The sequence below is a fragment of the Microcoleus sp. D2_18a_B4 genome (genome assembly GCF_036702475.1).
In the GTDB taxonomy this organism is placed as follows: Bacteria; Cyanobacteriota; Cyanobacteriia; order Cyanobacteriales; family Microcoleaceae; genus Microcoleus.
The window spans coordinates 1-26349 of sequence record NZ_JAUBTL010000048.1; the positions used below are offsets into that span (position 1 = coordinate 1).

25 protein-coding genes, 1 tRNA gene and 1 pseudogene are annotated in these 26349 nt (G+C 46.2%); 12 read left to right on the top strand and 15 right to left on the bottom strand.

Annotation, left to right across the window (positions count from 1 at the left end; translation table 11 throughout):
• Nucleotides 1-108 precede the first annotated feature (108 nt).
• A pseudogene (locus QUB04_RS32620) lies at nt 109-454 on the bottom strand (ISAs1 family transposase); the annotation flags it as partial.
• A gap of 747 nt (nt 455-1201) precedes the next feature.
• Here QUB04_RS32620 and QUB04_RS23515 point away from each other — a divergent pair.
• The 12 genes from QUB04_RS23515 to QUB04_RS23565 all read left to right on the top strand — a co-directional run bounded on the left by QUB04_RS23515 (nt 1202) and on the right by QUB04_RS23565 (nt 9942).
• A complete protein-coding gene (locus QUB04_RS23515) occupies nt 1202-1705 on the top strand; it encodes a hypothetical protein (protein WP_333288076.1) in 504 nt (167 codons plus the stop codon).
• Nucleotides 1706-1813: 108 nt separating this feature from the next.
• Nucleotides 1814-2314, top strand: coding sequence for a translation initiation factor (locus tag QUB04_RS23520; protein WP_333288078.1), 501 nt, complete (start codon nt 1814-1816; stop codon nt 2312-2314).
• 270 nt (nt 2315-2584) lie between these two features.
• The gene (locus QUB04_RS23525; RefSeq protein WP_333288080.1) at nt 2585-2872 is read left to right on the top strand and encodes a hypothetical protein; all 288 of its coding nucleotides are present in this window, start codon (nt 2585-2587) and stop codon (nt 2870-2872) included.
• 104 nt (nt 2873-2976) lie between these two features.
• Nucleotides 2977-3162: a hypothetical protein gene (locus QUB04_RS23530; RefSeq protein ID WP_333288082.1), complete on the top strand. Its 186-nt coding sequence runs from the start codon at nt 2977-2979 to the stop codon at nt 3160-3162.
• Between the two features lie 12 nt (nt 3163-3174).
• Nucleotides 3175-3513 carry a transposase gene (locus QUB04_RS32625; RefSeq protein ID WP_445301090.1) on the top strand — a complete coding sequence of 113 codons (339 nt, stop codon included), beginning with the start codon at nt 3175-3177 and terminating at the stop codon, nt 3511-3513.
• 284 nt (nt 3514-3797) lie between these two features.
• Nucleotides 3798-4406: a hypothetical protein gene (locus QUB04_RS23535; RefSeq protein ID WP_333288083.1), complete on the top strand. Its 609-nt coding sequence runs from the start codon at nt 3798-3800 to the stop codon at nt 4404-4406.
• 205 nt (nt 4407-4611) lie between these two features.
• Nucleotides 4612-5088 (top strand): hypothetical protein, encoded by a 477-nt coding sequence (locus QUB04_RS23540; protein WP_333288085.1) that lies wholly within the window; start codon nt 4612-4614, stop codon nt 5086-5088.
• Nucleotides 5081-5359 (top strand): hypothetical protein, encoded by a 279-nt coding sequence (locus QUB04_RS23545; RefSeq protein WP_333288086.1) that lies wholly within the window; start codon nt 5081-5083, stop codon nt 5357-5359. Before QUB04_RS23540 ends, QUB04_RS23545 begins: the two co-directional genes overlap by 8 nt.
• Before the next feature lie 460 nt (nt 5360-5819).
• Nucleotides 5820-6212, top strand: coding sequence for a hypothetical protein (locus tag QUB04_RS23550; protein ID WP_333288087.1), 393 nt, complete (start codon nt 5820-5822; stop codon nt 6210-6212).
• Between the two features lie 133 nt (nt 6213-6345).
• Nucleotides 6346-9102 carry a DUF3854 domain-containing protein gene (locus QUB04_RS23555; RefSeq protein ID WP_333288089.1) on the top strand — a complete coding sequence of 919 codons (2757 nt, stop codon included), beginning with the start codon at nt 6346-6348 and terminating at the stop codon, nt 9100-9102.
• Between the two features lie 139 nt (nt 9103-9241).
• The gene (locus QUB04_RS23560) at nt 9242-9559 is read left to right on the top strand and encodes a hypothetical protein (RefSeq protein WP_333288091.1); all 318 of its coding nucleotides are present in this window, start codon (nt 9242-9244) and stop codon (nt 9557-9559) included.
• Between the two features lie 32 nt (nt 9560-9591).
• Nucleotides 9592-9942: a flagellar alpha dynein gene (locus QUB04_RS23565; RefSeq protein WP_333288093.1), complete on the top strand. Its 351-nt coding sequence runs from the start codon at nt 9592-9594 to the stop codon at nt 9940-9942.
• A gap of 155 nt (nt 9943-10097) precedes the next feature.
• On the opposite strand, the gene QUB04_RS23570 is transcribed toward QUB04_RS23565, so the two are convergent.
• The 14 genes from QUB04_RS23570 to QUB04_RS23635 all read right to left on the bottom strand — a co-directional run bounded on the left by QUB04_RS23570 (nt 10098) and on the right by QUB04_RS23635 (nt 26336).
• A tRNA-Gly gene (locus tag QUB04_RS23570) sits at nt 10098-10168 on the bottom strand.
• Nucleotides 10169-10319: 151 nt separating this feature from the next.
• The gene (uvrC, locus tag QUB04_RS23575; RefSeq protein ID WP_333288095.1) at nt 10320-12395 is read right to left on the bottom strand and encodes an excinuclease ABC subunit UvrC; all 2076 of its coding nucleotides are present in this window, start codon (nt 12393-12395) and stop codon (nt 10320-10322) included.
• A 116-nt stretch (nt 12396-12511) separates the two neighbouring features.
• Nucleotides 12512-13264 carry an amino acid ABC transporter ATP-binding protein gene (locus QUB04_RS23580; protein WP_333140990.1) on the bottom strand — a complete coding sequence of 251 codons (753 nt, stop codon included), beginning with the start codon at nt 13262-13264 and terminating at the stop codon, nt 12512-12514.
• Nucleotides 13265-13315: 51 nt separating this feature from the next.
• Nucleotides 13316-14515, bottom strand: coding sequence for an amino acid ABC transporter permease (locus QUB04_RS23585; protein ID WP_333288097.1), 1200 nt, complete (start codon nt 14513-14515; stop codon nt 13316-13318).
• Nucleotides 14516-14537: 22 nt separating this feature from the next.
• Nucleotides 14538-15137, bottom strand: coding sequence for a hypothetical protein (locus QUB04_RS23590; RefSeq protein ID WP_333288099.1), 600 nt, complete (start codon nt 15135-15137; stop codon nt 14538-14540).
• A gap of 48 nt (nt 15138-15185) precedes the next feature.
• Nucleotides 15186-16400, bottom strand: coding sequence for an ABC transporter permease subunit (locus QUB04_RS23595; RefSeq protein ID WP_333140996.1), 1215 nt, complete (start codon nt 16398-16400; stop codon nt 15186-15188).
• A gap of 306 nt (nt 16401-16706) precedes the next feature.
• Nucleotides 16707-17792 (bottom strand): amino acid ABC transporter substrate-binding protein, encoded by a 1086-nt coding sequence (locus QUB04_RS23600; protein WP_333140998.1) that lies wholly within the window; start codon nt 17790-17792, stop codon nt 16707-16709.
• Nucleotides 17793-18109: 317 nt separating this feature from the next.
• Entirely contained in the window at nt 18110-18337 is a 228-nt protein-coding gene (locus QUB04_RS23605; protein ID WP_333141000.1) for a hypothetical protein, read from the bottom strand.
• Nucleotides 18338-18653: 316 nt separating this feature from the next.
• Nucleotides 18654-23759 carry a PAS domain S-box protein gene (locus tag QUB04_RS23610; protein ID WP_333288101.1) on the bottom strand — a complete coding sequence of 1702 codons (5106 nt, stop codon included), beginning with the start codon at nt 23757-23759 and terminating at the stop codon, nt 18654-18656.
• A gap of 202 nt (nt 23760-23961) precedes the next feature.
• Complete coding sequence (locus QUB04_RS23615) at nt 23962-24363, bottom strand: fasciclin domain-containing protein (protein ID WP_006634220.1); 402 nt, start codon at nt 24361-24363, stop codon at nt 23962-23964.
• A gap of 346 nt (nt 24364-24709) precedes the next feature.
• Nucleotides 24710-25105, bottom strand: a complete 396-nt coding sequence (locus tag QUB04_RS23620) for a hypothetical protein (protein WP_333288103.1) — start codon at nt 25103-25105, stop codon at nt 24710-24712.
• The gene (locus QUB04_RS23625) at nt 25098-25460 is read right to left on the bottom strand and encodes a hypothetical protein (RefSeq protein WP_333288105.1); all 363 of its coding nucleotides are present in this window, start codon (nt 25458-25460) and stop codon (nt 25098-25100) included. Before QUB04_RS23625 ends, QUB04_RS23620 begins: the two co-directional genes overlap by 8 nt.
• 128 nt (nt 25461-25588) lie before the next feature.
• On the bottom strand, nt 25589-25972 hold the full coding sequence (locus tag QUB04_RS23630) for a hypothetical protein (RefSeq protein WP_333288108.1): 384 nt from the start codon (nt 25970-25972) through the stop codon (nt 25589-25591).
• A 1-nt stretch (nt 25973) separates the two neighbouring features.
• A complete protein-coding gene (locus QUB04_RS23635) occupies nt 25974-26336 on the bottom strand; it encodes a hypothetical protein (protein WP_333103896.1) in 363 nt (120 codons plus the stop codon).
• Between the last annotated feature and the right edge of the window lie 13 nt (nt 26337-26349).

The following is a 26349-nucleotide window of genomic DNA, read 5'->3' on the forward strand; positions in this document are numbered from 1 at the left end:
ATTCTGACCAATTCTTTTTCAAGAATTCTCCAAAAGCCTCTTGACAAAAAACTTACAGCCTTAACTTGTCACCAATGCCATATGAATGGCTTTTTGCTCTCATCCCCCCTCGTAAGAATGGCGAAGAGTTTTGCCATCAATTGCGATTACTTCTCCGGGATTGAAGCAACTAATAGATTTAATCCACCTCAAAAAAAAATTGTGAAATTGCTCCGGGTTGAGGCGCGAAAATACTCGTGCAATTGTGTCAGGTGAGGGTATGGCCTTCGGCAATTCTAAAATTTTCTTTAACCATTCGTATTGAGCTGCGCGCGTAACTTTCGATATCCACCCCTGGATCAGCACCGCCAATCACGGCACAAATTGAGATGGTAATAATATCAATTAATTAATAATGTTTCCTCCGCTCAATTCTGGGATATTCTACGTCACGCAAATGGTCGGCAATGGTGATTTCAGGTTTGACTGTCCGGCAGGGTAAACTCTAATTAAATGTTTTGGATGTAGTCAATAATTCTTCTCCAAGATACCAGATTCTGTTAACATAAATTTTAGATGGGTTCGCGCTGAGTTCAACCCAATTAAATACCGCCGGAATTATATAGCAACCGCCAAGACGGTTAGGATGTTCTTATATCACATCCGCCATTCATCGGAATTATTCATTTCTCTGTTCTCTCCCTCTGCGTTCTCTGCGTCCTCTGCGGTTAAATCATTCCGATGCCACCGGAATTGATATTAATTGCTCAAACCCTGGCTATTATTGCTTCTTCCTGCTTTTTACCCGATCGTGAAGTCGAAGGGCGTTCTTCCTTCTTCCTTCTAATCTAAATCCCGCCTCCTTTCCCTAGCCAGTGCTGCTTTGAGTTTCGGACTCGCCCCCTCCGTCTGCTTCACTTTGCTTTGAGCAGTCCACAAACGGAATTTATTGTTACCCGAAGCCGCGCATTTGCATATACCTGCGGACTGAAATCAAAGAAAGTTTATTTATATCCCTGGAATGAGTAAATCATCGAGAGATTACAGCATGATTAAATAGAAACGCAATACCGTACCTGCGCTGTTGATAAATTCTCAGCAACTACTTTTGTCAAAATTGCTGTGAGAAATTAATTTATTCTAAAAACTGTTAGCAGCAGCTCAGGTTCCTCAACCTCGCCAAAACACACCCTACCTATAATCCCGACAATTCGGAGCGGCAATGAACACAATCAAACCCGAACCCCAAAGATCGCGCTTCATGGCTCTGCTGCTGACCACGCTGCTGACATTTCCCTTTGTGAGTGCTTGCGGTTCTAGCCAGCAAAATTCCGCTCCCCCGCCTCCTGTTGACAACACTCGCGCAGGAGGAGTCCAAACTAATCGCGGCTCCACTCCTTCCCCACAAGCCAAAAAAGGACTGAGCAATGCTCAAAAAGTAGGGATTACTTTAGCAGGAGCAGCAGCCCTTTACTACATCTACAATCAGCACAAAAATAAACAAGAAAAGGGGCCGCAGGGAAAACATTACCTTTCCAAAAACGGTCGCGTTTACTACCGCGATGCCCAGAATCGCGCGGTCTGGGTAACGCCCCCGCCTGAAGGAATTAAAGTTCCGGAGTCCGAGGCAGCGCGTTACCGCGAATTCCAGGGGTACAACAACCAAAATACCGGTCGAGACCTTACTACCTTGCCGGAAGCTACAAGTCCTGTTCCCGCACAGTAGTCTAAGCATTGGAGATTTTAGATTTCAGGTTCCCTGACTTTCAATTAAATCTGGGATTCCCAATCTAAAACAGTCGTTTTTCAGCACATAAAAAAGAGGAACTTTATCATGGTAGACGGATTTTTGCGGAAGTTAAAAGATGCGATCGTCGGGCCAGACAGCGAGCAACTCGATCCTGATGGCAATTACCAAGATGCCTCAAATGCCGGACAGTACGGCAACGTGACTCCAGCCAGCCAAGACCCCTACGGCGACCCGGCTGAGTACGGAGAGTACGGCAACGTGACTCCAGCCAGCCAAGACCCCTACGGCGACCCCGCAGATTACGGACAGTTCGGCAACGTGACTCCAGCCAGCCAAGACCCCTACGGCGACCCCGCAGATTACGGACAGTTCGGCAACCTGACCCCGGCCAGCCAAGACCCCTACGGCGACCCCGCAGACTACGCCGGTACCGACTACGGACAGTTCGGCAACCTGACCCCGGCCAGCCAAGATCCCTACGGCGACCCGGCTGACTACGTAGCGGATGCTGGAATGTTCGGCAATGTGATCCCGGCCAGCGAAGATCCCTACGGCGACCCGGCTGATGAGGAAGGGTTTAGTTAAGTCAGTTAGCTAGAAAAATTACCTGGTAAGCAACAGCACCCCTACGGGGGTGTTTTTTTTTGTTGAGAACTAGTACAGCTCGGCGTAAGTATACAGACTATATTTGTGGTAGAATAACATATAGCGTTTCTCAGAAAGATTAGGTAAGCCGAGGTATGCTGCAAAGGTGGCAGCAGCGAGATTTTTAGGTAAAGATTAGTCCGCAAACCAAGCGTGACAAAGGCTAGAGTTAGTTGAGACCTGTTTGGGTCGGCGATGGAGGAGTAATATATGGCCTTATTAATGCCTAAAATATTAAATTTAAGCGATGGCGAGCGTCATGAACTTCAGAAGTTGATCGACAAACACAAAACGCCGCAACAAATCGTGCTACGAGCCAAAATCATTATCATGGCATCTGATGGTCAAAACCATCGTGAAATAAGCCGAAGCCTAGAGATTAATCGGCAGATGGCTCGTGAAGGGGCGAAACCGATGGTTGGAGAGCGAGGGAAAAGAGTTATCGATTTTACAAAGATTACAAGATCGAGAGCGTGTTGGCGCACCGGCAAAATTTAGCATGGAACAAGTAACAGAGTTATTTGCAATGGCATGTTCCTCACCGTCAGATTATGGACGACCAATAAGTCACTCTCTCTGCCAGAGAAGTGGCGGCCCAAATAATGAAACAAGGCATTATTGAAACTATATCCGTCCGCCATGTTGGTAGATTATTAAAAGAAGCAGAACTGCAACCACACGCCTCCCGCTACTGGTTAACCCCCCCTGTGGATGAAGAATTTGATGCAAAAGTCAAAGATATTAGCGACTTATATCTGACTGCGATTGAACGCGCTCAACAAGGATAACACACAATATCGATTGATGAAATGACAGGGATTCAAGCTATTGAACGTCTGGAAAAAGACTTGCCAATGAGACCCGGTAAAGTTGTCAGAAGAGAGTTTGAATATATTCGTCATGGTACGCAGAGCTTGATAGCAAATTTCAACATTGCGAATGGTAAGATTATTAAACCAACTTGTGGAGATTCGAGAACAGAGTCCGATTTTTTACTGAATATTCGTCACCTCATTGAAACTGATCCGGCTGCCCAAAAATGGCATCTAATTATGGATTGTCTGAATACTCACCGGCTCAGAATCACTGGTGCGTTTGGTTGCCGAAAAAGAAGGCTTAGATATCGACCTCGGTATTAAGGGAAAAAGCGGCATACTTCAATCCATGAAATTCCGCGCTGTTTTTTTAAGTGACCCAACACATCAAATTGTTTTCCATTACACACCAAAACATTCTTCGTGGCTTAATCAAATAGAGATTTGGTGAGCGCATTTTGGTGCGGAAATTACTAAAAAGAGCAAGTTTCACCAGTCAGTACGATCTGAAAAATCGCATCCTCAATTTTATTAACTACTTTAATCAAACAATAGCCAAACCTTTTAATTGGACATATAAGGGTAAAGTCTTGGCTGTTTAATAGTCTGTGTATTTACGCCGAGCTGTACTAGGTAACTTACAAACAGAAAATGAGGCGCTGAGACATCAACTAGAACAATCGACACTCCAAATACAGGGATACAGGGATGCCGAAATAACTCTCAAAGCAACTGTTGACAGGGCTATTGCAAACTCCGGTATATGGAGTACGCGACTAACTAAATGCCAAGAATCGCTGGAAAGACAGACAAGGGAAGCGGATAAAAACCGTACATTCTTTGTCGAGGAGCAGGCAGAGAAGGAAAAAATAAAAGCTGACTACGCCAAACTTCTAGAATCCAGTAATGCAGTCACCAATAAGTTGAGAGAGGAAGTGAAAACACTCCGATCACAACTTGAGAAAGAGCGCGCTGATCGGAAAGACCTAGAGGAGGAATTCCGGGATTTAGATAGTAGATGGACGGAATCTCAAGAGGAATTGGCTAAATTGCGATCGGAACTCTCTGACCTGAGACAAGCATCAGTCACTGCCAGCAAGGATTTACCGGAAGCGGCTGACTTGCTCAATCGGTTGAGAGCGCGGCGTAAAAAGTCGAAGGCTGACCCGGATGATATGAAGGCAGTTTTGGACATATTGGCAGAGCTAGGCACTTGATTGTCTCCAATTTTGTCTCCAAATTGTCTCCAATTTGTCTCCAAACAGCCCGTCTTTGCCTCCAAATTGTCTCCAAATTGTCTCCAAAACGCCTTGTGCAACCATAGAGGCTAAGCCCTAGAAACGCCAAAACCCTTGATTTATCAAGGGTTCTAGGTTCTTATAGAAGCAAGCGGGCAGCGGGAATCGAACCCGCATAATTAGCTTGTGCGCTGCAATTGCTTGTGCTGTTACCGCTGGCAATATCGCACGTAAACTGTCTGAGCAAGGGGAGATTGAGGCAATTAAAGAGCGGGCAATCACCGCCGATGTGGTGGATGAAATCTCGACAAGCGTATACATTTCTCAGAAACAAAGACAACAGGAAGCAGAACAAATTCTGGCAACAAACGAACGAACCGACGAACAAGAGGCAGAACTCGATTCGATAAGAGAATCACTAGAACTGCTACTGAATCAGACATCGAGCGATTCTAGCGAACTCGCAGTAGTGAATTTATCCACTAGGCAGCGCGAACAAATCGAATTAATTCTGCAATGTCACGCGAAGGGCATCACCGGCAAGAATAAAATCCTTAAAGAAATTTGGGGAGTATCAGCCGGCAGTAGCCAAGCTTACCGGGACGCGAAGGCTGAGTATGAGTTTTTGATGCCGTTTGTGAAGGGGGAAAGTGATGACTAGACTGCCAAACATCCCAACAACAGCAGCCCTAAGATTGACTGGTACTAAGTCAGAGATAGAGTTAGTATTGGCGGTTTTGCGAGGTAAAGATTTCTTTTGGAAAACTAACGGCAAGTTCTACCCACAACGGGGGGAGGACAATCAGTACGCCTACTACCTCAACGACTTGCAATTGCCTCAGCTCGGGGTAGCAGTCCCGCCAACACCAACACCGGGGGAACCACAACCTCGACCGTGGGATGCGGTTCTGGGTGGTCAGGGCGATCGGTAGCGGCCAAACAAGGGAGAGGGCTGAACTAGGGCTTATCTCCCGGCTGCGACATCGTTAAATCCACTGGGCTCAGTAATGCCCAGTAGAGCCAAAATGAAGCAATTTTTAGGGGCTGTGGAGAGTGCTATATGTTGTCGCGGATCATTTAAATGATCCGTGATCGCAGGGTATACCTGCAAGCCTCTCTGGAAGGGGGTTTGGGGGTTTGCAGTTTCTCACTCCGTTTTGGGCAATTTTCACACTCAGCAGACCCTCTCGGAGATGTTCCATGTTGTGATCGATCATTTAAATGATCGATGATCGTGATGTATACCTGTAGCACCTTCTGAGCAAGCGTTTCAGTTGTTGGCAGTTGTCTCGGATCACTTAAATGATCCGAGATCGCTCGAACAACTCCCGGCATCCTATTTTCGGACACATCAAGCGGCTGTTTTCTACGGCTCTCTCCTAAAATAAAACGATGGACATTGCGACTCTCAAGAAAAAACTAGAAAGCACAGTGCTTCTCCCTAGAGAGGGTGAATCATGGGAGTTTGTCTTGGAGCGCCAGAGGGAACTAAAACCTACCCGCACGATGTTTTGGCGGGTATTAATCCGCACCCTCTCAAAATTTCTCGTTAAGGTCTACAGCGTGTCACTGAGCGCAAATGAAAAACTCGCGCTCGTTATAGCCTTTGGTTTTTCCGAAATTTTGGACACTTTTTGGGTCATACCCGTAGAGGTTCCCGGAAAAGTAGAGTTGCCACGATATGAATGCGATCGGGGGCCACCTGAAAGCTTTGTGCCATTTCCTGACGCCGAAATAGGTGGCTGTGCTCGTAACGACAGCTTAATCGCACCCCTAGTCAACTAGCGGGGCGGTCTCTCCTATGCTCTAAATTTTCAACAAATTCTAGACACCAAAAAACCGCTGCTTTCAATTGAGACATGAGTGCAACGGTTTTAGGTAATTCACTCATCCCCTTAGAAAGACGAGACAAATCATCATGTCCCACAATATTAACTCGATCGACGGGCAAGTTTCAACTACTTCAAAATATATTTCTAATAAGCACTTGATCGAGTGGTGTCAGGGCTCAGCCGTTGACGAAGCGATCGCCCGCTTGAACATTGAATCGCTGACAGCCAAGGAGCTTAACGAACGCATCCGCCCCAAAGTGCCTATCAAGACGGGGGGCTGGTGGGGTCGAGGTGTTTTGTGGCGAACAGGTCAGCAGGCCGGCAACTTGTACGGACAAGGCAAGCCAGACAAACCACATCATCCCGAAGGCGAGAAAGAGCGCAAATATTTGACAGCCAGTGGCATGGAACCCGACGCAATCTTCCTAGCCATGTCTGATAGAAATTACTGGGCAAAAGTTCACGCCGACAAATCTATCCCCCGACATTGGACAGAGGGAGTTAAGAAGGCAGGGGCGGGTCTAAGCATTGGCTTAGCAGTGATCGCCGTAACTGGCGTTTGGAATTGGGGGAAAGATGGAAAGTTGGCAAAGTTTGTTGAGGAATGGGCGGAGCCGGGAACCGTTCATTACATAGATTTTGACTCTGACTATGCGGCCAACCCATCTTGCCGCGCTGCCATCATCCAATTCGCCACCCTTCTTGTTAACAACGGGTGCACCGTCTACATCACTTGCTGGGATAGCAAATTTAAAGGAATGGACGATCTAATCGTAGGGAAGAGCGAGAATGCTTTTCTAGAAGCTGTTGCCGAGGCTCCAACCTTTGCAGAATGGGAAAAAAATCTTAAGAAGGTCGATCGAAAAAAGAACGCCTCAAACCCTAATATTTCTTTAATTCCTCACCCGCGCACACATGAGAATGTAGTATCTTTGTCATCTTCTAGTAGTGAGAGCGACTACATCCCAGACACCGCGCCTGTCGGAGAGCAAAACTTTGTACTGAAAGCCGAGGAATATCTCTATTCTGAGGGTCACTGGGCGTCTATCGCGGGGCAACTTTACTGCTTTACTGGCACTCATTACGAGCTGCGTCTAGAAGTGGTAGAAAAGCGGCGGATTCGCGATTATCTGAGTAACTACGTTGAAATGGTTCGCCACGTCCCTCGCAAGAAATATGCCAATTCTGCAAGCATTAATCAGGTTTATGACTGGGTGATTGCAGGTTTTGCGGTAGATCCAAATACTATTAATCCTGATGGATTAAACACCCCTGATGGAGTAATTAAAGTCAACGCTGACGGCACTTACAAGGTAGAGCCACACGATCCAAAAAATATCTATACCTATGTCGGATGCAAGTATGACCCCACGATTGACCCGGCAGATTGCGATCGCCTTTTAGAGTGCTTGGCTCCATCCCAACGAGAAATTTTCCTGCGGACGGCTGCTGCTGCATTTAACCTAAAATTGGCGCGCTTAAAGTTGACGGGGCGGGGCGTAAAAGGTTTGCTCTGTCACGGGGAAGGCTCCAATGGTAAAGACACTCTCCGCGCCGTGCTCGCTGCTGTTTACGGGAACGGAATGACTGGGAAGTCTTTGTCTGACTTCCGAGCTTACGATACCGGGCGCAAGTTCACGCTGGCAGGAGTAGAGGGAAGTATTTGTAACTGGGCTTCTGAAAATACGGCGAAAGTAGACCTCGACGGCATCCAAAGTCTCAAGCAATTCATCACGGGCGACCCGATCGACATCGAACGCAAGGGCAAAGATAGTTATGAGTACAAACCCATCGCTACTTTCTTTGCTAATTGCAATAAGTTGCCGTCCATCACCGGAGGAACCGAGGCGATCGAGGGTCGGTACGGAATTCTGAATTTTGAGAAGACCTACGCCAAAAACGCGATCGCTGCTGAGGGGCAATTAGAAGCTGACCCGCGCTTTAAGGATGATGAAAAGTTCATTCTCGAACAGATTGCCCCGGCGATGCTTAACAAAATGTTGGAGCGGTGGCCGCTGTTGCTTTCCGAGGGTATCGACTACAAGGCGACCAAGGAAGCCATGCAGAAGGCTCAGGAGGAAAGCCGCCACATCTGGCAGTTTGTCCGCGACGCTGGCATTGAGGTACAAGCTGGCGGCCGCATCTACATTAAGGATTTGTGGGAGCGACTGCAAGGGTGGTATGTAGAAACGGGGACATTGGAAATTGAACAGAGTACGAACGATCGCAAAAACAAGCTGATTTGGCATGATCTACCCAACAAATACGACACGCCTGTAAAGGCTATAAATCAAGTGTTTGCAAGGTTTTCAGAGATTTTCCCTAAAATTCAAAAAGTACGCCATACAGAGGGTGGCAGCCTTGATCCACTCAAAGGGCAATTCTATTTGTCTGGAATTGTGCAGACTTTTGCTTCACTTGCTTCACTCTCCCACTGCGAAAAGGATACAGCTTCACTCGCTGCTTCACTCGCTGCTTCACTCACCAAACCGAGTGAAGCAATGAGTGAAGCTACAACCCTTGCTAGTAGAGCAAGTGAAGCAAGTGAAGCAGTTTTGCCAACTATTTTGGACTTTTGTAATTCTTTCTCCAAACTCTCCGACTCCGACAAGCAAAAACTGACAGAGTTACTCACAGGTGTCCCCTGCTCTGACCCGCTCAAAGCATTCAGAGTCGGAGACAAAGTGGCTGGCAATAAACCAGAGGACTCTAGCTACAACTGGCACGGTCGCATCGTTGAGATTCATACGAGCATCAGTTGCAAGGTTGACTGGCAAGAGCGCGAAAAACACAAGGGCGGTCGGATAATCTCAATGCTCTTCTGCGACCTGCGGAAAATTTAGCCACTATCTGACAACTAACGGCTCAATTCCCTCCCCCTTAATTGGGGGATTTTCGTGTCTACAAGTTTTTTCTACAAATTGTTGACAGTGTAGACAGATATCAGTTACTGTAGACAAATACTGTATACAGCTGTCTACAATGAGTCAAAGTCAAGTCGTATCATTCAGAGCATCCGGTCACTTCCTGAACTGGATAGAAGCTCAGAAGCTAGACGGTGAGTCGCTTAGTCAAGCTGCACAACGCATTCTCAAGGAAGTCTCAGGCACGTCTACACTGTCTACAGCGCATCTGTCTACATTGTCTACAACACCTACAGATTTGTCTACACGAAGCAATGATAGCGTCGCGTCTACAGAAATTGTAGACACTGTAGACAAGGCTGTAGCCGATCGCCTTGACCCGGTAATGGAACGGATGGCCGCCATTGAGGAACGGCTGGGAAAATTGAGTGCCTGAGTGACGGCAACGATGAATCACTCAGGCAGGAATTGAAAGCGGCCAACAAGCAACTTACAGAATGGGATAAAGAACTAAATCAGTTACACGAGCGCAACGGCGATTTGGGACTGAAGGTGCAGATGTTGGAGCAAGAGCTTAAGGAAGTGCGGCGCGATCGCGAGGAAGTTGAAGCGAAACTCGCAGAACGGGAAGTCGAACTCTCCGACCTGAGACAAAAATCAAAAAATGATGCAGCCAGTAAAAATTTTCCCGATTTTCCAGAAGCGGCCGACTTGCTCAATAGGTTGAGAACGCAGCGCAAAACGACGAAAGTTGTCGGTGCTGACATCAACGCTATTCTGGGACTTCTAGCGGATGAGAACGGCTCAAACCCAGTCTAGGTATGGATTGTATTCAATTTGTATTCAAACGAGGCAAATTGTCTCCAATTTCTAGTCAATTTCTAGTCAACTAGACCCCTTGAAAACCCAAAAAATCAGCAATAAAAAACCTCAAACCGTTGATTTATCGTTGGTTTGAGGTTTTTATAGACATAAGCGGGCAGCGGGAATCGAACCCGCATAATTAGCTTGGAAGGCTAAAGTTTTACCACTAAACTATGCCCGCGCACAGAAACTAAACATACCACAAGTCTCTGGGGATTGCAATAGGCCTGTGCAAAATTTTTGAATACCTCCCTCACAGTGGCTAAATAGGGACTTGCGGCCCGATCGCCCCCTCACCCCGAAAATCCCCGTCTCCGATGCTGGGTAAGGCTTTACGGATGGAAATAATCGTAAATTTGCTGCGCCAGACGCGGGCCAATCCCAGAAACTTCTGCCAACTGTTCGGGAGTCGCTAAACGGAGGTAGTCGATCGACCGAAAATGTGCCAACAATTGTTTTTGTCGGTGGTGTCCCAATCCGGGAATTTCATCAAGGCGCGATCGCTTCATTCTCTCGCTTCTTCGATCCCGGTGAAAACTCACAGCAAACCTGTGCGCCTCATCCCGCACCCGGCGCAATAATTGTACCCCAGGCTGCTCAGAATTAGTTGGCAGTGGCAAAGATTCCCCCGGCAAAAATATTTCCTCTCGCTGCTTTGCCAAACTGACAACGCGCAACTCTTCTAGCAAATTCATCTCCCGCAAAACAGCCACAACTGCTGACAGTTGACCTTTGCCGCCATCTATCATAATTAAGTCGGGTTTGTCCGAAATAGTACGAGAAACTGAGGATAAATTGCTGATTTTTTCCGAATTTCCTAAATCGCTAAATTCTTCTTCCTTATTCGTTCTATCCGTTAAATCCGTTATAAAATCCGTTGCCGAACTTTCTTCTTCCTTCAATCCTCGGAATCGGCGACCGATAACTTCTGCTAAACTAGCAAAATCATCAGAATGACCCGATTTAATTTCAGGATTTTTAATTTTGTAATGGCGGTAGTGTTGATTTGCGGGCAAACCGTCAATAAATACCACGCGGGAAGCTACGGCGTCAGAACCTTGAATGTGAGAAATATCGTAACCTTCTATGCGGCGAGGAACTTCTGGCAAATCGAGAATTTCTGCTAAATCTTCCATTGCTTGAGAATTGCGATCGCTCAATCTTTGCATTCTCGCCAATTCATACTCAGCATTGCGTTCCACCATCTCAATCAACTCTGCCTTAGTTTGCCGCTGCGGAGTCAAAATGGTAACTTTTCGCCCCTTACGGTTGCTCAACCAATCTGCTAATATTTCTCCTTCTGGCAATTCGTACTGCACTGAAATTTCGCTGGGAATTTCTACAGATTCGACATTTTGATAGTGTTCTTCCAACACGCGCTGCAAAATCGCTCCGGCCTCTACCCCCCCTCCTTCCCTCCCTTGCCCAGGAGGAAAGGAAAGAGAAAGTTGAGATAACTCTTCCCCCCCCGATTGTAGGGGCGGTGCCCCCGTGCCCGCCCTGAGTTGGGAGGGTATTTCCGCCATAAATCCCAATCTTCCGACCAATTGACCTGCACGAATTTGGAACAATTGGACGCAAGCGTGCTGACTATCGGCCGCAAGTGCGATCGCATCTCTGGAAACAGTATCGTCTGGCAAAGAGACTTTTTGACCCGCACTCAAAGACTGCAAACCCTTAATTTGGTCGCGAATGCGCGCCGCCGTTTCAAAGTTTAAATCTTCGGCAGCTTGTTCCATTTGCGGCGCTAACAAGTCGAGTAATTCCTGAGTTCTTCCCTGGAAAATCATCGCTACTTTTTGGATGATTTTACGATACTCCTCCGGCGAAGTTAACCCTTGACAAACGCCAACGCAGCGCCCGATGTCGTAGTTCAGACAGGGACGGTCTTTAAACAGCGGTTGAGGGCGCTGCCGCAGGGGGAAAATTCGCTTAATTAAATGCAGCGTACTCCGCAGCGCCCCTGTATCGACGTAGGGGCCATAGTAGCGGTCTTTGGCACTACCGGCCCGGCGTTTGCGGGTGATAAAAATGCGCGGGTATTCCTCCGACCAAGTTATGCACAAATAAGGATATTTTTTATCATCTTTCAGAAGGACATTAAAGTAAGGTTGGTGCTGTTTTACGAGATTTGCTTCTAACGCTAAAGCTTCCGCTTCTGTATCGGTGGCGATGAATTCAATTTCGCGCACTTGCTGCACCATCATCGCGATGCGGGGACTAAGATTTTGGCTTTCGCGGAAGTATGAACGGACGCGGTTTCGGAGTTTTTTTGATTTGCCAATGTAAAGGATGCGATCGCTCTCGTCTCGCATTAAATATACACCAGGAACCGCCGGGATTTCTTTGAGGCGACTTTCTAGGCGTTCCGAGTCTTTAACTAACGGCAGAGTTTTTGTGGATGGCATTGCAAGCTATCTCAGCAAAATAGAGACTGATTGTACACTCTTTTATTTTACCTTAATTGTGCCGATTTTTACTGCTGCTACCGTCGCCAAACCCACCGACTACACTTTAAAATCAGTTACAATATCTGAGATAAAAACTTGCGAGTGCGTTCTTCCTTCGGGTTCTGAAAAAACTCTTCCGGCTTCGCTTCTTCCACTAAAACGCCGCCATCCATCAACACAATGCGATCGGCAACTTCGCGCGCAAACCCGACTTCGTGAGTCACAACCACCATTGTAATTCCCGTTTGAGCCAAATTTCGCATTACATCTAAAACTTCCCGCACCATCTCCGGGTCTAATGCTGATGTCGGTTCATCAAATAACATGATTTTAGGCTGCATGGCCAGAGAACGTGCAATAGCGACACGCTGCTGCTGTCCTCCAGACAACTGTCCGGGATATTTTTTTGCTTGTTCCAAAATGCCCACTCTTTCTAAGAGTTGCATTGCCACTTCTTCGGCTTTTTTCTTCGGCCAGCGGCGCACCCATACTGGCGCTAGCATGACGTTTTGCAAGACTGATAAGTGGGGAAACAGGTTAAATTGCTGAAACACCATTCCTACTTCGCTGCGAATTGTCTCAATGTTGCGTAAGTCGTGGGAAAGTTCGATTCCGTCGATCGTAATTTTACCTTGTTGGTATTCTTCTAATGCGTTGAATGTGCGAATAAACGTCGATTTTCCCGAACCAGATGGCCCCATCACCACAACCACTTCACCTCGGTTTACCGTCATGCTGACACCGCGCAGTACGTGAAATTGTCCGTACCATTTGTGGACGTTTTCTGCTACGATTACTTGTTCGGGGCCTGTTAGTTGAGTTTCCATAGTTTTTTGTTTTTAAACCGCTGATGAACGCGGATGAACGCAGATATTTTTTTACCTTTGACCTACGCCTAAAGTTCGCTCAATTTTGCGGCTTGCTAGGGACATTGAGTAGCAAAATATCCAATAAATGATGCCGACAAATACGTAAACTTCGGCGTATCTGCCGATATAGGATGGATTTGCTAAAACTGCGCGGGATATTCCTATTAATTCTAACATTCCGAATAGAGAGAGCAGGGAAGTATCCATAAATAATCCGATGAATTGACCGCCGATCGCCGGAATGACTATTCGCAGTGCTTGAGGCAGTACAATGAGAATTGTAAGCAGGGGTGTATTGAGCCCGATCGACCTAGCTGCTTCTATTTGTCCCCTGGGCACGGCCTGCAAGCCACCGCGCACGTTTTCCGCCAAGTAAGCTGCACTAAATAACGTTAATCCAGCAATGGCTCTAATTACTCTATCCAATTTCGGATATTCGGGCGGCAAGAAGAGTTGAAGCATCACTTGACCCAAAAACAGAATGCCAATTAATGGTAAACCGCGAATAATTTCAATGTATAATGTTGATAACAATCTCACAACTGGCAAAGAACTTTGTCTCCCTAGTGCTAGCAATACTCCCAAAGGAAAGGAAAGCACAATACTAATAACTGCTAAAAACAGCGTCAATACTAAACCGCCCCAATCATTTGTTGACACTTCTGTCAAACCCAACCCGCCTTTAATTAACCACAAAACTATTGGGAAGGAAAGAACCCAAATTGCAGGCATCCAGTCCATGATTTTTGGGTGAATTTGCCTTCCGATGGCATAGCTGGCGGCGGCTGCGATAATATTTGCTAGCAGGTAAAGGCGAGAGGTTAGGTCGATCGGCGAAATGACCGCACCCACAACCGCAGCACCGAGTATAATTAGTAAAGGCGGATTCCAAAGACGTTCTTGCCGCTGAATGTTTCCCCAAGTTAATCCTCCCAACAAAGCAATTATGGCCGTTACTATCCAGAGGCGCCAGTAAGAATCACTGGGAAATCTGCCCGCGAAAAATAGCGGCAAGTTGGCTTCTAATACGCGCCATTGAGCTTTTGTTGTTGCCCAAACGATAATTCCTTTAATAGTTTGGAAGGCGATAATTAGGCAAACTACTGTCAGAATGCTGTTGTACCAGGTACTAAATAAATTTTTGCGCGCCCAATTCCAAGGGGTAGGCGATTCGGTGGCTGGGGGCGGTAATACAGGTATTGTTTCCATTTTATTGGTTGCTCATTAATTATTAATTATTAATTGCACTGGCTAAAATACCTAAAATTTTATTAACCTCGGTGAGGTAATACTCGGTCAAATCTATTTCAATTACTTGATTTTTTAATTTGAGAAATTTCCAGATATTTCCGCTAGTTACAGCGCCAAAAATCGCCGGAATATCGTTGCCTTCACGTTCATTAAATATTCTAGCTGCCAACATTTCTGCTACGCACTGTCCCAATTCACTATTGAGATTTTCCGGTTTTGCTTCTACAATTATAATGACTGGTGCAACAACTAACAAAAGTCCTGATGAATTGCCAATTAGAAAATCGCAACTACCGTCTAAGCCTCTTTCGGAGTCAACATTAAAGTCAATACCGGAAAATAAGCTAATTCGATTTTGTAATTGTTCTCTAAGTTCAATTAAAATTGGTGCTGTAATCATTTCAGCGCGGGATTTCTGGGTATTACTTGCGAGACCTAACGGTACACTGCGCTTGAGAGTTTCTGCTAGTAGTTGGCTGCATTCTAAGTTGGGTTCTTTGCCAAACAAATTGGCGACTTCCGAATACTTTAATTCAAATGTTTGGACTGCGCCCTCTAAACTAAAATCCCTGTACGCCATTTTTCTATTTCCTTTGATCGCCGTTGTAAAATTTCCCACATTAACTCTTTACCTTTCCTTGATTTGTACAGTTTTATTGTACCAATTCATGAACAGAGAAACTATCAAACTAATTGTTAGATATGTTACCATGATAATTAACATTGCTTCGATCGCCCTACCGGTCTGATTCAACGTGGGAGATCCCACAACAAAATAAACGTCGGGATAAGCAACCGCAACAGCTAAACTCGAATTCTTAGCTAAATTCAGATACTGACTGGTTAAAGGCGGCACAATCACCCGCAAAGCTTGTGGCAAAATTACCATCCGCATCATTGTTCCAGACTTGAGCCCCAAAGACTTTCCCGCTTCCCACTGGCCTCTGGATACTGACTGAATTCCGGCCCGGACAATTTCTGCAATGTAACTGCCAGTATACAAGCTGAGCCCTGTCACCAAGGCTGCAAATTCTGGAGTTAATTTTAATCCTCCTTCGAGTTGCAATGTTGGTGTCAGGCGGGGGAAATCTAGGCGAAAAGGCAGATTTTTGGTGATAATCCAAGCTAAGATTGCACTTAGCCCGATCGCACCTAGAGCCCAAAACAACTGTCTTCCCGGCTTAGCTTCTTCCACCATCACCCGCGCCCGCCACATCCACAGCGCCACCGCCGCCAAAACTCCGACAGTTAGCAGAATCAACCAAATCTCAAAACCCGGCAAAGCCACCGCTGTTGGTACAGCAATGCCGCGATTTGTCAAGTAAATCGGCCCCCTCATCTGCTGATTGTCTTCGAGTTTGGGCAGGGAAATGAAAACTGCAAAATACCAGAAAAATAATTGCAGCAATAACGGCGTATTTCGCAAAATTTCCACATACAAACCAGCCAAACTCCGCAGCAGCCAATTGTCGGAAATGCGCGCAATTCCTACCGTCAAACCCGCAACTGTTGCGAAAATAATGCCGAGACCCATCACCCGCAGCGAGTTGATTAAACCGACAAAATAAGCTTGTCTGTAAGTATTTTCGGGACTGTAGGGAATCACGCTTTCGCCGATGTCAAAAGATGCTTGGGAATTGAGAAAGTCAAATCCAAATGCAATCCCCAGTTGCGAGTAATTGGCGCCCAGATTGTCCGCGAGAATCGCGATCACAACTATTACTAAAATTAGGGCGATCGCCTGTACGGCAATTTTCCAGAAGCGATCGTCCCGCAGGAGTTTTGATATATCTTTAAAATAGGGAAATTTCTGGGCTTTGCCCGGTTGAGGTTCTGGGTTCATAATTTAAATTATATTTGATAAATCTGCTGGCAAATCCAGGCGAGATTGAGCTTTGGTGCGTGATATCGTTTCCGGTTGCATCGGAATGATTTAACCGCAGAGGGCGCAGAGAACGCAGAGGGAGAGAATGCAGAGATGAATTATTCCGATGCTACCGGATTTGATATGACTTGATAGTTACTCGATTGGCGATCGGGATTTTCACCGTCACGCACCCTACATAGCTTTGGTGCGTGACTGTTAACAGTCAACAGTCAACAGTTAACAGTCAACAGTCAACAGTTAACAGTCAACAGTTAACTAAAATTAGCGGAATGGCGGCGAGTAAAGCAAACCGCCATCTTTCCAGAGTCTGTTTTGACCCCGTTCTAACTTGAGTGTACTTTTGGGGCCAAGGTTGCGATCGTACATTTCCCCGTAATTCCCCACTTTCTTCACAACGCGGACGGCGTAGTCGTTCGGGAGTCCGAAACCTTTACCTAAATCTCCTTCTGTTCCTAGCAAACGTTTGACGCTGGGGTCTGTAGTGCTTGCCACAATTTGGTCTACATTTCCTGAATTAATTCCCAAATCTTCAGCTTCAATCGCCGCAAAAACGATCCATCTCACCGCATCAGCCCATTTAGGATCGCCGCTTTTTACCGCTGGGGCTAAGGGTTCTTTTGACATCACGATCGGCAAAACAACATTATTATCGGGATTCGGCAGAGTTGTCCGCTTCGAGACTAGCTGCGATCGATCGGCAGTAACACCTTGACAGCGACCTTCTTGATAGGTAGCAAAGGTAGAATTCACATCTTCAAACACGACAGGAGTGTATTTAACTCCTATTTTTCGCATTTGGTCAGACAAATTTTGTTCGGTGCTCGTACCTGTCTGCACGCAGATAGATTTGCCCGCAAAATCTTTTAAACTTTTGATGCCGCTGTCTTTTTTGACCATGATGCTTTGAGAGTCATAAAAGATCACCGGGGCAAATTCCAGTCCGGTAGTGCTGTCGCGACTCGCGGTGTAGGTGGTATTTCGGCTGAGAATGTCGATTTCTCCCGCCTGCAAAACTGTAAATCTATCTTTAGCGTTGAGTTTTCGGTACTCGACTTTTTCGGGATCGTCAAATATTGCCGCCGCCACAGCCCTGCACACATCCACATCCAATCCCGAATATTTGCCTTTTTCGTCTACAAAGCTAAAACCCGGCAGTTCGCCGCTGACGCCACAAATCAGTTTGCCGCGGCTGACAATTGTATCTATCCGGCTGGAACCTTGTTGCGAGTTGCCGCCCGCTGCAGTTGTTGCTGTTGTTTGTCCGGTTTGTGCCGATCGATCCCTACAAGACGCCAACGGTGCCACAAACAACACACTTGCTAGTAGCAAAAATCCCCATTTACGCATAGATTTTAATAGAACGCTTTCCTGACAATCCTACCTTGTAGCTGTCAGAACTGTGGCGATCGGCGATCTACACAGCCTCCGGTTTCAAATTAGCCGTTCTGCATCCGGTGCTGCACAGCGGCAAGTGCACCGACTACCCGCCTGTTTTTTTTGAGCAAGCTGGGAGCCCAAAGTTAGAAACCCGGTTTCTGGCTGGAGGGCTGGTCGTCAAACCTAAAATTTATCCCTGAAACCCGGTTTCTTTTCTGCTATTTCTGCCCAGCGCGAGCGATCATCGCCTTTCCCTGGAATATTTATCCGATTTTGATTGAATCCGCTCACCGTAGCTCTGGTGCCAGCCGCTGCTCAGCTAAATCGCGGATTAGGGACAGCCGAGACTGGATGTATTCGTCCAACAAATCTGCTTCTTTGCCATTAAGCGCAGAGTTCGTCTTTAACTGTTTCAGCAGCCACTGTACCAGGGTGGCATCGTCTAAATTGACTAACAGAGTAGCTTGGGTGGTCTCAATTAATGACCAGAGTTGGCGTAACATGACTGGAGTCATAAAACCTCGTTGAGCGTAAATACGCACTTAATGGGCGGGCATAGCGAAAAGCTGGTCTTGGTGTCTCAAGCCGATAGACGAAAAGCACCCTCATATCCATCGGCTTAATGATTATTTTATATTTGACCACAATAACTTAAGACAGTAGTGTCACAAGTTACAACACACAAGATGTTATAAGAGTTCCCAATTCCTTCACATTGAGATAAACATCTTGATAAAACATTAAAAATCTTTACACGCGCTCGCTTGCGGGGGCTGCCAAGATCCGTGCGCGATCGGGCCCGATGGCCCGGTTCCAAAGAAAATTGATTGACTACTCAGTAGCCACAAACTTTTGAACCCTCGCCAGAATTATTTCTAATTCAGCGATGATTTTTGTAGCCCCCTCCACATCATTAGATTCGGCCCGACTTTGAAGCTGATCTGCCATATCGGGCATTAACCGCACCGCCGCCGTAGCGCTGACACCTTTAATTTGATGAGCGTGGCGGGCGAGTGTCTCCATATCTCCCGAGGCGATCGCCCCCTTAGCAGCTTCTAAATAACTAGCAGTATCCACCACAAAAGCTTGCAGTATTTCCCGCTCAAACTCTAAATCTGCGCCCGAAATTTCGTGCAAACGTGCCATATCGACTACCGATTCGATATCGGGATCAGAGTTTTGAAGTTCCTCCCCATTAAACTTGGGAGTTCCAATTTTTAGCTTGGCCGACCAATTTGCTAGTACCGATTTTAACTTTTCGATCGCAATAGGTTTGCTAATATAATCATCCATGCCCGCCGCCAGACACTTTTCTCGATCGCCCTTCAAAGCATTCGCCGTCATCGCAATCACCACCGTCTTTTGATGTGGCTCCATCTTCCCAGCAGCATCATCTGCCACTTCCCGGCGGCGCAATTCCCGCGTTGCTTCGTAACCGTCCAAAACCGGCATCTGACAGTCCATCAACACAATGTCATACTTTTTCAGAGCAACCATAGATAGCGCCTCTGCGCCGTTATTCGCGACATCCGCCGCGCATCCCAAAACTCTGAGTTGATTGAGACCCACTTTTTGATTAATTGGAGTATCTTCAACTAACAAAATCTTTAAACTCCCTAACTGCCGGTTGTCAATAGCTGAGGCTCGATTGGAGGTGGGATTTGCCAGCGGCTCATCAATCGGCGTCATCGGGGCGATCGCATTCGCCAAGCAATCAAATAGTCGGTGAGCTTTAACAGGTTTAGTTAAATACCCGCTAAAACCGCTATCAACCAAGCGTTTCGCCTCTGCAAGCTGAGTCATTGAAGTCAGTACCACCCAATGCGTCTGCTGCATTGCCGGCTCAGAAATCCTCAAGCGTTCGAGACTTCCCGCCACCATTTCCGGCAACTGAATATCAACCAAAACGATATCGTAAGGGGAATTAACGCTAACAGCTTTGTACAGAGATGCGATCGTCATCCAACCGTTCTCAACCTCCTCAACTTCCATTCCCCACAAAACAGCCATTCTCACTAGCACTTTTCGCACTGTCGGCTTATCGCTGGCAACTAACATTTTTCGCCCCGCCAGCACCGTTTCAAAATTCACGTCACACGCTGTCCCGACAGCGGTTAAATTTTCCGTAACTGTCGGCACAGTAAACCAAAAAGTCGAGCCTTGACCAGGGGTACTTTCCACACCGATTTGCCCATCCATTAACTCCACCAACTCCTTAGAAATAGCCAGCCCCAAACCTGTGCCACCGTATTTTCTTGTCGTAGAGGCATCAACTTGAGTAAAAGATTGAAACAGCTTTTTTTTGTCTTCGGGAGCAATCCCAATTCCTGTATCTGTGACTTTAAACAGCAGGAGCATAGAGTCATTGTTTTCTATTTTTAACGGTTCGATATTCTCTAAAATTTTCTGATTATCGCTACCTGCCAACAACCCAGGATTACTAGCATTAGCAACCTCAATTACCACTTCTCCTGCTTCTGTAAACTTAATAGCATTGTTGATTAAATTAGTGAGTATTTGCCGCAACCGCGCTGCATCGCCTTTAATTTGCAGCGGCACATCGCTGTCAATCAGCGCCACCACTTCTATACCTTTTGCTTGTGCTGGATTAGCCAACAAATCCAGCACTTCATCCAGACAGATACTGAGGTTAAATTCGATTGTTTCTAAGCGCATTTCTCCTGCTTCCAGTTTGGAGAGATCCAGAATATCGTTAATGATGGAGAGTAAATTTTGACCGCTGAGTTTCAGCGTCTGTACAAAGTCAAGTTGTTCGGGAGTAAGATTTGTTTTCAGCAGCAAATCAGTCATCCCCATCACTCCATTCATCGGAGTGCGGATTTCGTGACTCATATTTGCTAAAAATAGCGACTTCATTCGAGAGGCTTCTAGGGCCGCTTCTCGGGCCTGCTGCGCTTGTTCAAAAAGAGTAGATTGCTGAATGGCGATCGCCAACTGCACGCTCAACCTTCCCAGCAAATCCATCTCAGAATCAGTCCAAACACGCGGAGCGTTGCACTGATGGGCAATCAGCAATCCCCACAACCGATTTTGACTCGTTTCCAAACTCCTTCCCGGCAGTTCACTTCGAGTTTCCGGCGAATATTCGACTGCCAACCCCTGACTTTCATCCCCTATAAAAATTGGTACAACTAAATTAGCCCTTACCTGCAAACTAGCAAGTAAATCTCGGTGTTCCTCGCTCAAATCGGCAGTATAAATATCTGCCATTGCTTGAATTGTTCCTGCACTGTACAGCCATACAAAACTTTCCCCAAAGGATGTTCTTTGAACTTTTCTGCCCAGCAGGGGCATCCAATCATCCCCTACAGATTCCACAACAACCAGCGCTGTTTCCTCGGACTCAAAACGATAAATTACGGTGCGGTCAGTGCCCAGCAACTGCCGCACTTCTTGTACAGCAGTGCTCAGAGTTTGAGTGAGGTTGAGAGACTGCCGGACTCGCTGGGCGATCGCCGAAACCAGCCGTTCTTGTTCTGCTTGTTCGCGCAGCCTTCTCTCAGCTTGCTTGCGTTCGGTGACATCGCGAATTACCGCAGCAAAGCACAGCGGTTCGGTGGTTTGAGGGTGCTTGACCAGAAAAGCATTCATCACAACATCAATGGGTTGTCCGGTGGCCAAGTGCTGCATTTGACCTTCGCCTTGCCACTGGCCATGACTGATAATTGTTGGTAAAATCTCTTGACTGAATTTCTGTTGAAAATAGGGCCCTATATAATCCCATATCTCCGTATAAAGCACTGCCGAAAGATTCTCTACACCCACCAGTTTTCGTCCGGCTTCGTTGACAAACAGCGTTTGGCCTTTCAGGGTAGCCATACCGATAAAATCGCTGCTGTTTTCAATCAGCGACACAAATTTTTGCCGTTCTTCTTCTCCTTTTTTGCGTTCGGTAATGTCGCGCTTGACGCAGACATGACAAATTACATCGTCGGCGTTGTTAATCACAGAGTATGCCGCAACGTCGATCGCCAGCGTCTGGCCTTTTTTAGTGGAGTTAGTAATTTCGCCCCTAAAACTTCCTGTTTTTGCTAAACTTTGGGCAATTGCCAAAAAGCGATCCCCCGCAACCAGCGGCGAAGCTTCTGCTTCTAATTCCGCGTCTGTGTATCCTAGAAGTGTTTGGTGAGCAAGATTTTGTTCGACGAAAAACCCGTCAGCATCGATAATGACGATCGCATCGTTGGAGTTTAAAAATATTTCTCGGTAAAGTTTTAGTTTTTCCTCAGCTCGCTTGCGTTCGCTGATGTCTCTTTTGACACTTACATAACAAACTACATCCCCAGCATCATTTAAAACCGCAAAAGCCGAAACCTCGACCTCAACTGTTCCTTCTTGCACAGCCTTAATAAAGGTCATTTCGCCTCGGTAACTCCTAGTTTCTGCCAAGCTTTGCATTACCGAGGCAAATCCCTGTTCTCCCATGTGAGTTGCCGGGGTTTTTCCCCACAATTTAGACGAACTGTGGCCCAGCAAAGCCGTGTGAGCTTGATTTGTTTCTAAGTAATAGCCTTGGGGGTCTAAGATCGCGATCGCATCGTTGGATTTCAAAAAGATTTGTTGATAAAGTTGCAGCTTCCGTTCAGCTTGTTTCCGGGCGCTAATATCTGTGAACAAGCCGTAGTAAACTATCTCCCCCGATGCTTGAAATTCTGGCTGAGAAGCTCCTTGCACCCATTTAAGTTTTCCTGACGGAGTGACAATTCTTCCTTCCCAGCGCCAAGGCTGCAAATTTTCAGCAGAAAGCGTCACCGAGTTGAGAAAATCATCTCGATCTTCGGGATGAATCATGTCAACAATTACATTAAAATTCTGCTGAGCAGCCTCTGGTTCTATTTCATACAATTCTCGGCAGCCCGCGCTCACAAACGAGAAGGCCATTGAGCCGTCTGGATGCAAGTCAATTTGATATACCGTACCCGGTACGCTAGCAGTAATTTTTTGCAGTTGGGCTTGGCTTTGATTCCTGGCTTCATCTGTGGCCTGCAATTGACCAATCTCTCTAGAAAAACCCAAAACCCCAAATATATTACCCTCTGCATCGCACACTGGCACTTTTTGCGTGTCAAAGATGTGCTGTTTGCCACCTTGAAAGACGATCGCCTGGTAGGGATTGCGAACCCTCTCCCCAGCCAGCACAGCTCGATCTTCCTCGCGGATGCCCCTAATTTTGCCGTTGCGATCGCCAAATACTAATTCGGCACAAAACCCTAATTCAATATCATCTTTGCCGATAATTTCCTCAACATTTTTCCCCACATATTCAGCAAAACTTTGATTGACAAAAATGTATCTAAAGTTTCTATCTTTCGCAAAAACTCTGTCCGGGGCCACGTCCATTACAGCCCGCACCAATAGTTCTTGAATTACCGAATCCAGAACCCAATTATTTTTAACTTTATCCTTGACAATGGTCGTTTTAGCTGCTAAAATAGTTAACTGTTTTGTACAAATTTGAGCGACCGTGTGGAGCAAACAAAGGTGTTCCAAATTAAAAGCAGTTGCCTGCTCTGCACCAATGAAAAATACTCCCAACAATTCTTCACTTTCATCCGGGTGGGCTGGTGCCATCAAGACCGACTGAAACTGAGCAATTGGTGGCGGAGCGATGTTGTGCGCCCAGTCCCGATTGCCAGCAAGCCATTCAGCGCCAGCAGCTTGCAAGCGCCCTTCAATTTCGGCTTGGGCGCTAGCACTTAAGGGCTGTAAGTGTTGCAGGTATAGTCGATCGTCCGGTAGCGTCAAAATTGCGATCGTCTCTGTGGGAATGAGGCGATCGAGATGTGTCAGACACGCAGACCAAATTTCATCAGCGCCAGCCGCGAGTTGTATTTTCTCCGTAAGTTGGTTGAGAACTTGCAGTTCCAAGGTACGCTGGCGGACTTTTGCTTTGAGGCTGGCGGCTAGGATTTGCATAGTGCTCACCACACTGGTTTGCTTATATTATAATTATTGATTTTAAAACTTTGGCAAACAATCATCTTAAAATACATCCGGCGAAAAGACAACTTTTTTATATTGAAATTACCTTCAACCGATAAAATAAAGCGTGCGATCGGGAGCAAATCGGCACCGCAAAGCACCAGGTTCGCTCCCGAAGCGAGATTAAACGGCGAAGTTATCCCATTAAAATCACGTTATCGATGACGTGAATGACGCCGTTATCAGCTTCGATATCCGCAGCGACAACTGTAGCATTTTTCACCTCAAAACCGTCAGAACAATCAATTTTAATCGGCGAACCTTCCAAGGAAGTAACAAAACCGAGTTTTGCCAAATCAGCTTTCATAAACTTGCCGGAGACGACATGAAACATCAAAATCCTAGTCAGTTGGGGAACGTTCTGCACTAGGGTTGTGATAGTTCCCGGCGGCAATTTCGCAAAGGCATCGTCAGTGGGTGCAAAGACAGTGAAAGGGCCCGGACTTTTGAGCGCGTCTACTAAATTAGCTACTTGCACGGCTGTTACGAGGGTTTGGAACGAACCCGCACCTACGGCAATATCAACAATATCAGGCATTGTGTTTTACCTCATCTGGGAAAAAAGTTCTATTAAGTATCGTAAACTGAGGCGCGCAACAATACCTACTGTCTTTTTTGAAAAATTGGTAATTCTTTTGTAGTGAGGACTTCAATCCTCAGATTTTGATGAGGACTTCAGTCCTCACTACAAACCTAATAATATAGGACTTACGCATGGGGGCCCAGAAACCTGGTTTTTTACGAAAAGACGCGTTAAAACCCGCCGATTAGGTAAAAAACCGAGTTTCGAGGAGTCGGAGTGCGTCCAGGACTGTAATAGTTATTTTACACGACATAATATTACTAACGGCTTGGGAATTTAACGGCGCGGTGCTTTTCAATGGCTACAAGACTGCTGGCGATTGTGATACCAAAACCTCGGTGTCTAAATCTGCTACTTCAGCATTTAGGTTTTCTCCCTTGTGAATGCTAAAACTGCCGTACCAAATTGAAATTTCAAAAATGTCTGTAGTAATCACCGCAGGCTTGCGGTGTTCGGCATCGCCCAAAGAAATTCCGAAGAATTCAGCTTCCAGTTCGCTAACTGCCTCTTCATCGTGTACAGTCCAATTGATATCGCGACAGTGTTTGAATTCCAGCATATAAGGCAATCTTTCTTCGGGATTGTAGACGCATTCAATTAATACTTCGTTTCCCCATAAAGATACGTTTACTTTTGTGATTAAAGATGTAAAACCACCCAATCCAAGCAAGTTATAGTCATCCTTCCAATCACTCATTTAATTTTTCTCCCGTATTGTGAGTACCTGGAATTAAATTACCAAATTCGTCTCTCGTCCGCAATAATTTACCATCTCTATCCAGACGCAAACCTTTGTTGATATTTCTTCCATCTGAACCAGATTTCGGTGCAGCCGTTCTAATCACTTCACCGTTAGGACGGATCATTACTGTTGACTTATCAAAAAATTTATATGCAACATAACCATCTCTAGTAGTTCTGATTTCTGCACCCAGTCCGCGCAAAAAGTCATCGACTTCTTGGCGAGTCATCCCGGTTAAGTCTCCAAACTCAGATGCAATTCCATTTCCTCCAACTCCCTGACTCGGCACGCAAGTCTCCTCACCAACCATTGCCTTTTCGAGTTTAGCACATTACCTTTTGCAAGTAGCTACGCAATACGCTTGTGATACCAAAACCTCTGTTTCTCAACTCATTCCCAAGTCTTTTATCTAAAATCTCACAGCTAACATCGAAATTACTAAACGACTGCTTGCGCTTGTGATACCAAAACCTCTGTCTCTAAATCTTCAGCATTGAGGTTTTCTCCCTTGTGAATGCTAAAACTGCCGTACAAAATTGAAATTTCAAAAATATCAGTATGAATTAAAGCTGCTTTCCGGTGCGCGTCTTCACCTAAATGAAAACCAATCAAATCAGCTTCAGGATCTTTGACATCTTCAGGATGGAACACCTCCCAACTGATGTCTCGGCAGTCATGAAATACTATGCTATAAGGCAATCGATCGCCTGTCGGATCGTAAATACATTCAAATAAAATTTCATTTCCCCACAAAGACACATTGACATTTGTGATGAGGGATGTAAGTCCACCTAAATTAAGCAAGTTGTAGTCATCGGGCATATTAATTACTCACTTTTTCTCCAGTATTGTGCGTCCCAGGAATCTTATTGCCAAATTCATCGCGTGTTTTGACCAAGCTGCCATCTTTGTCAAGACGCAAACCTTTGTTTATTTTTCGGCCATCTGAACCGTATCTGGGAGCTGGGGTGCGTACAACTTCACCATCAGGACGGATATTGACTCGCGAACGATCGGCAAATTCGTATTCAAGATAACCCCCGTCAGTAGTTCTGATTTCTGCACCCAGTCCGCGCAAAAAGTCATCGACTTCTTGGCGAGTCATCCCGGTTAAGTCTCCAAACTCAGATGCAATTCCATTTCCTCCAACTCCCTGACTCGGCACGCAAGTCTCCTCACCAACCATTGCCTTTTCGAGT

Bases quoted from the DNA above. Each gene is read 5' to 3' on its own strand.
- QUB04_RS23515 (WP_333288076.1), top strand. From the start codon at position 1,202: ATGAACACAATCAAACCCGAACCCCAAAGATCGCGCTTCATGGCTCTG.
- QUB04_RS23520 (WP_333288078.1), top strand. From the start codon at position 1,814: ATGGTAGACGGATTTTTGCGGAAGTTAAAAGATGCGATCGTCGGGCCA.
- QUB04_RS23525 (WP_333288080.1), top strand. From the start codon at position 2,585: ATGGCCTTATTAATGCCTAAAATATTAAATTTAAGCGATGGCGAGCGT.
- QUB04_RS23530 (WP_333288082.1), top strand. From the start codon at position 2,977: ATGAAACAAGGCATTATTGAAACTATATCCGTCCGCCATGTTGGTAGA.
- QUB04_RS23545 (WP_333288086.1), top strand. From the start codon at position 5,081: ATGACTAGACTGCCAAACATCCCAACAACAGCAGCCCTAAGATTGACT.
- QUB04_RS23550 (WP_333288087.1), top strand. From the start codon at position 5,820: ATGGACATTGCGACTCTCAAGAAAAAACTAGAAAGCACAGTGCTTCTC.
- QUB04_RS23555 (WP_333288089.1), top strand. From the start codon at position 6,346: ATGTCCCACAATATTAACTCGATCGACGGGCAAGTTTCAACTACTTCA.
- QUB04_RS23560 (WP_333288091.1), top strand. From the start codon at position 9,242: ATGAGTCAAAGTCAAGTCGTATCATTCAGAGCATCCGGTCACTTCCTG.
- uvrC (WP_333288095.1), bottom strand. From the start codon at position 12,395: ATGCCATCCACAAAAACTCTGCCGTTAGTTAAAGACTCGGAACGCCTA.
- QUB04_RS23580 (WP_333140990.1), bottom strand. From the start codon at position 13,264: ATGGAAACTCAACTAACAGGCCCCGAACAAGTAATCGTAGCAGAAAAC.
- QUB04_RS23585 (WP_333288097.1), bottom strand. From the start codon at position 14,515: ATGGAAACAATACCTGTATTACCGCCCCCAGCCACCGAATCGCCTACC.
- QUB04_RS23590 (WP_333288099.1), bottom strand. From the start codon at position 15,137: ATGGCGTACAGGGATTTTAGTTTAGAGGGCGCAGTCCAAACATTTGAA.
- QUB04_RS23595 (WP_333140996.1), bottom strand. From the start codon at position 16,400: ATGAACCCAGAACCTCAACCGGGCAAAGCCCAGAAATTTCCCTATTTT.
- QUB04_RS23600 (WP_333140998.1), bottom strand. From the start codon at position 17,792: ATGCGTAAATGGGGATTTTTGCTACTAGCAAGTGTGTTGTTTGTGGCA.
- QUB04_RS23605 (WP_333141000.1), bottom strand. From the start codon at position 18,337: ATGACTCCAGTCATGTTACGCCAACTCTGGTCATTAATTGAGACCACC.
- QUB04_RS23610 (WP_333288101.1), bottom strand. From the start codon at position 23,759: ATGCAAATCCTAGCCGCCAGCCTCAAAGCAAAAGTCCGCCAGCGTACC.
- QUB04_RS23615 (WP_006634220.1), bottom strand. From the start codon at position 24,363: ATGCCTGATATTGTTGATATTGCCGTAGGTGCGGGTTCGTTCCAAACC.
- QUB04_RS23620 (WP_333288103.1), bottom strand. From the start codon at position 25,105: ATGAGTGATTGGAAGGATGACTATAACTTGCTTGGATTGGGTGGTTTT.
- QUB04_RS23625 (WP_333288105.1), bottom strand. From the start codon at position 25,460: ATGGTTGGTGAGGAGACTTGCGTGCCGAGTCAGGGAGTTGGAGGAAAT.
- QUB04_RS23630 (WP_333288108.1), bottom strand. From the start codon at position 25,972: ATGCCCGATGACTACAACTTGCTTAATTTAGGTGGACTTACATCCCTC.
- QUB04_RS23635 (WP_333103896.1), bottom strand. From the start codon at position 26,336: ATGGTTGGTGAGGAGACTTGCGTGCCGAGTCAGGGAGTTGGAGGAAAT.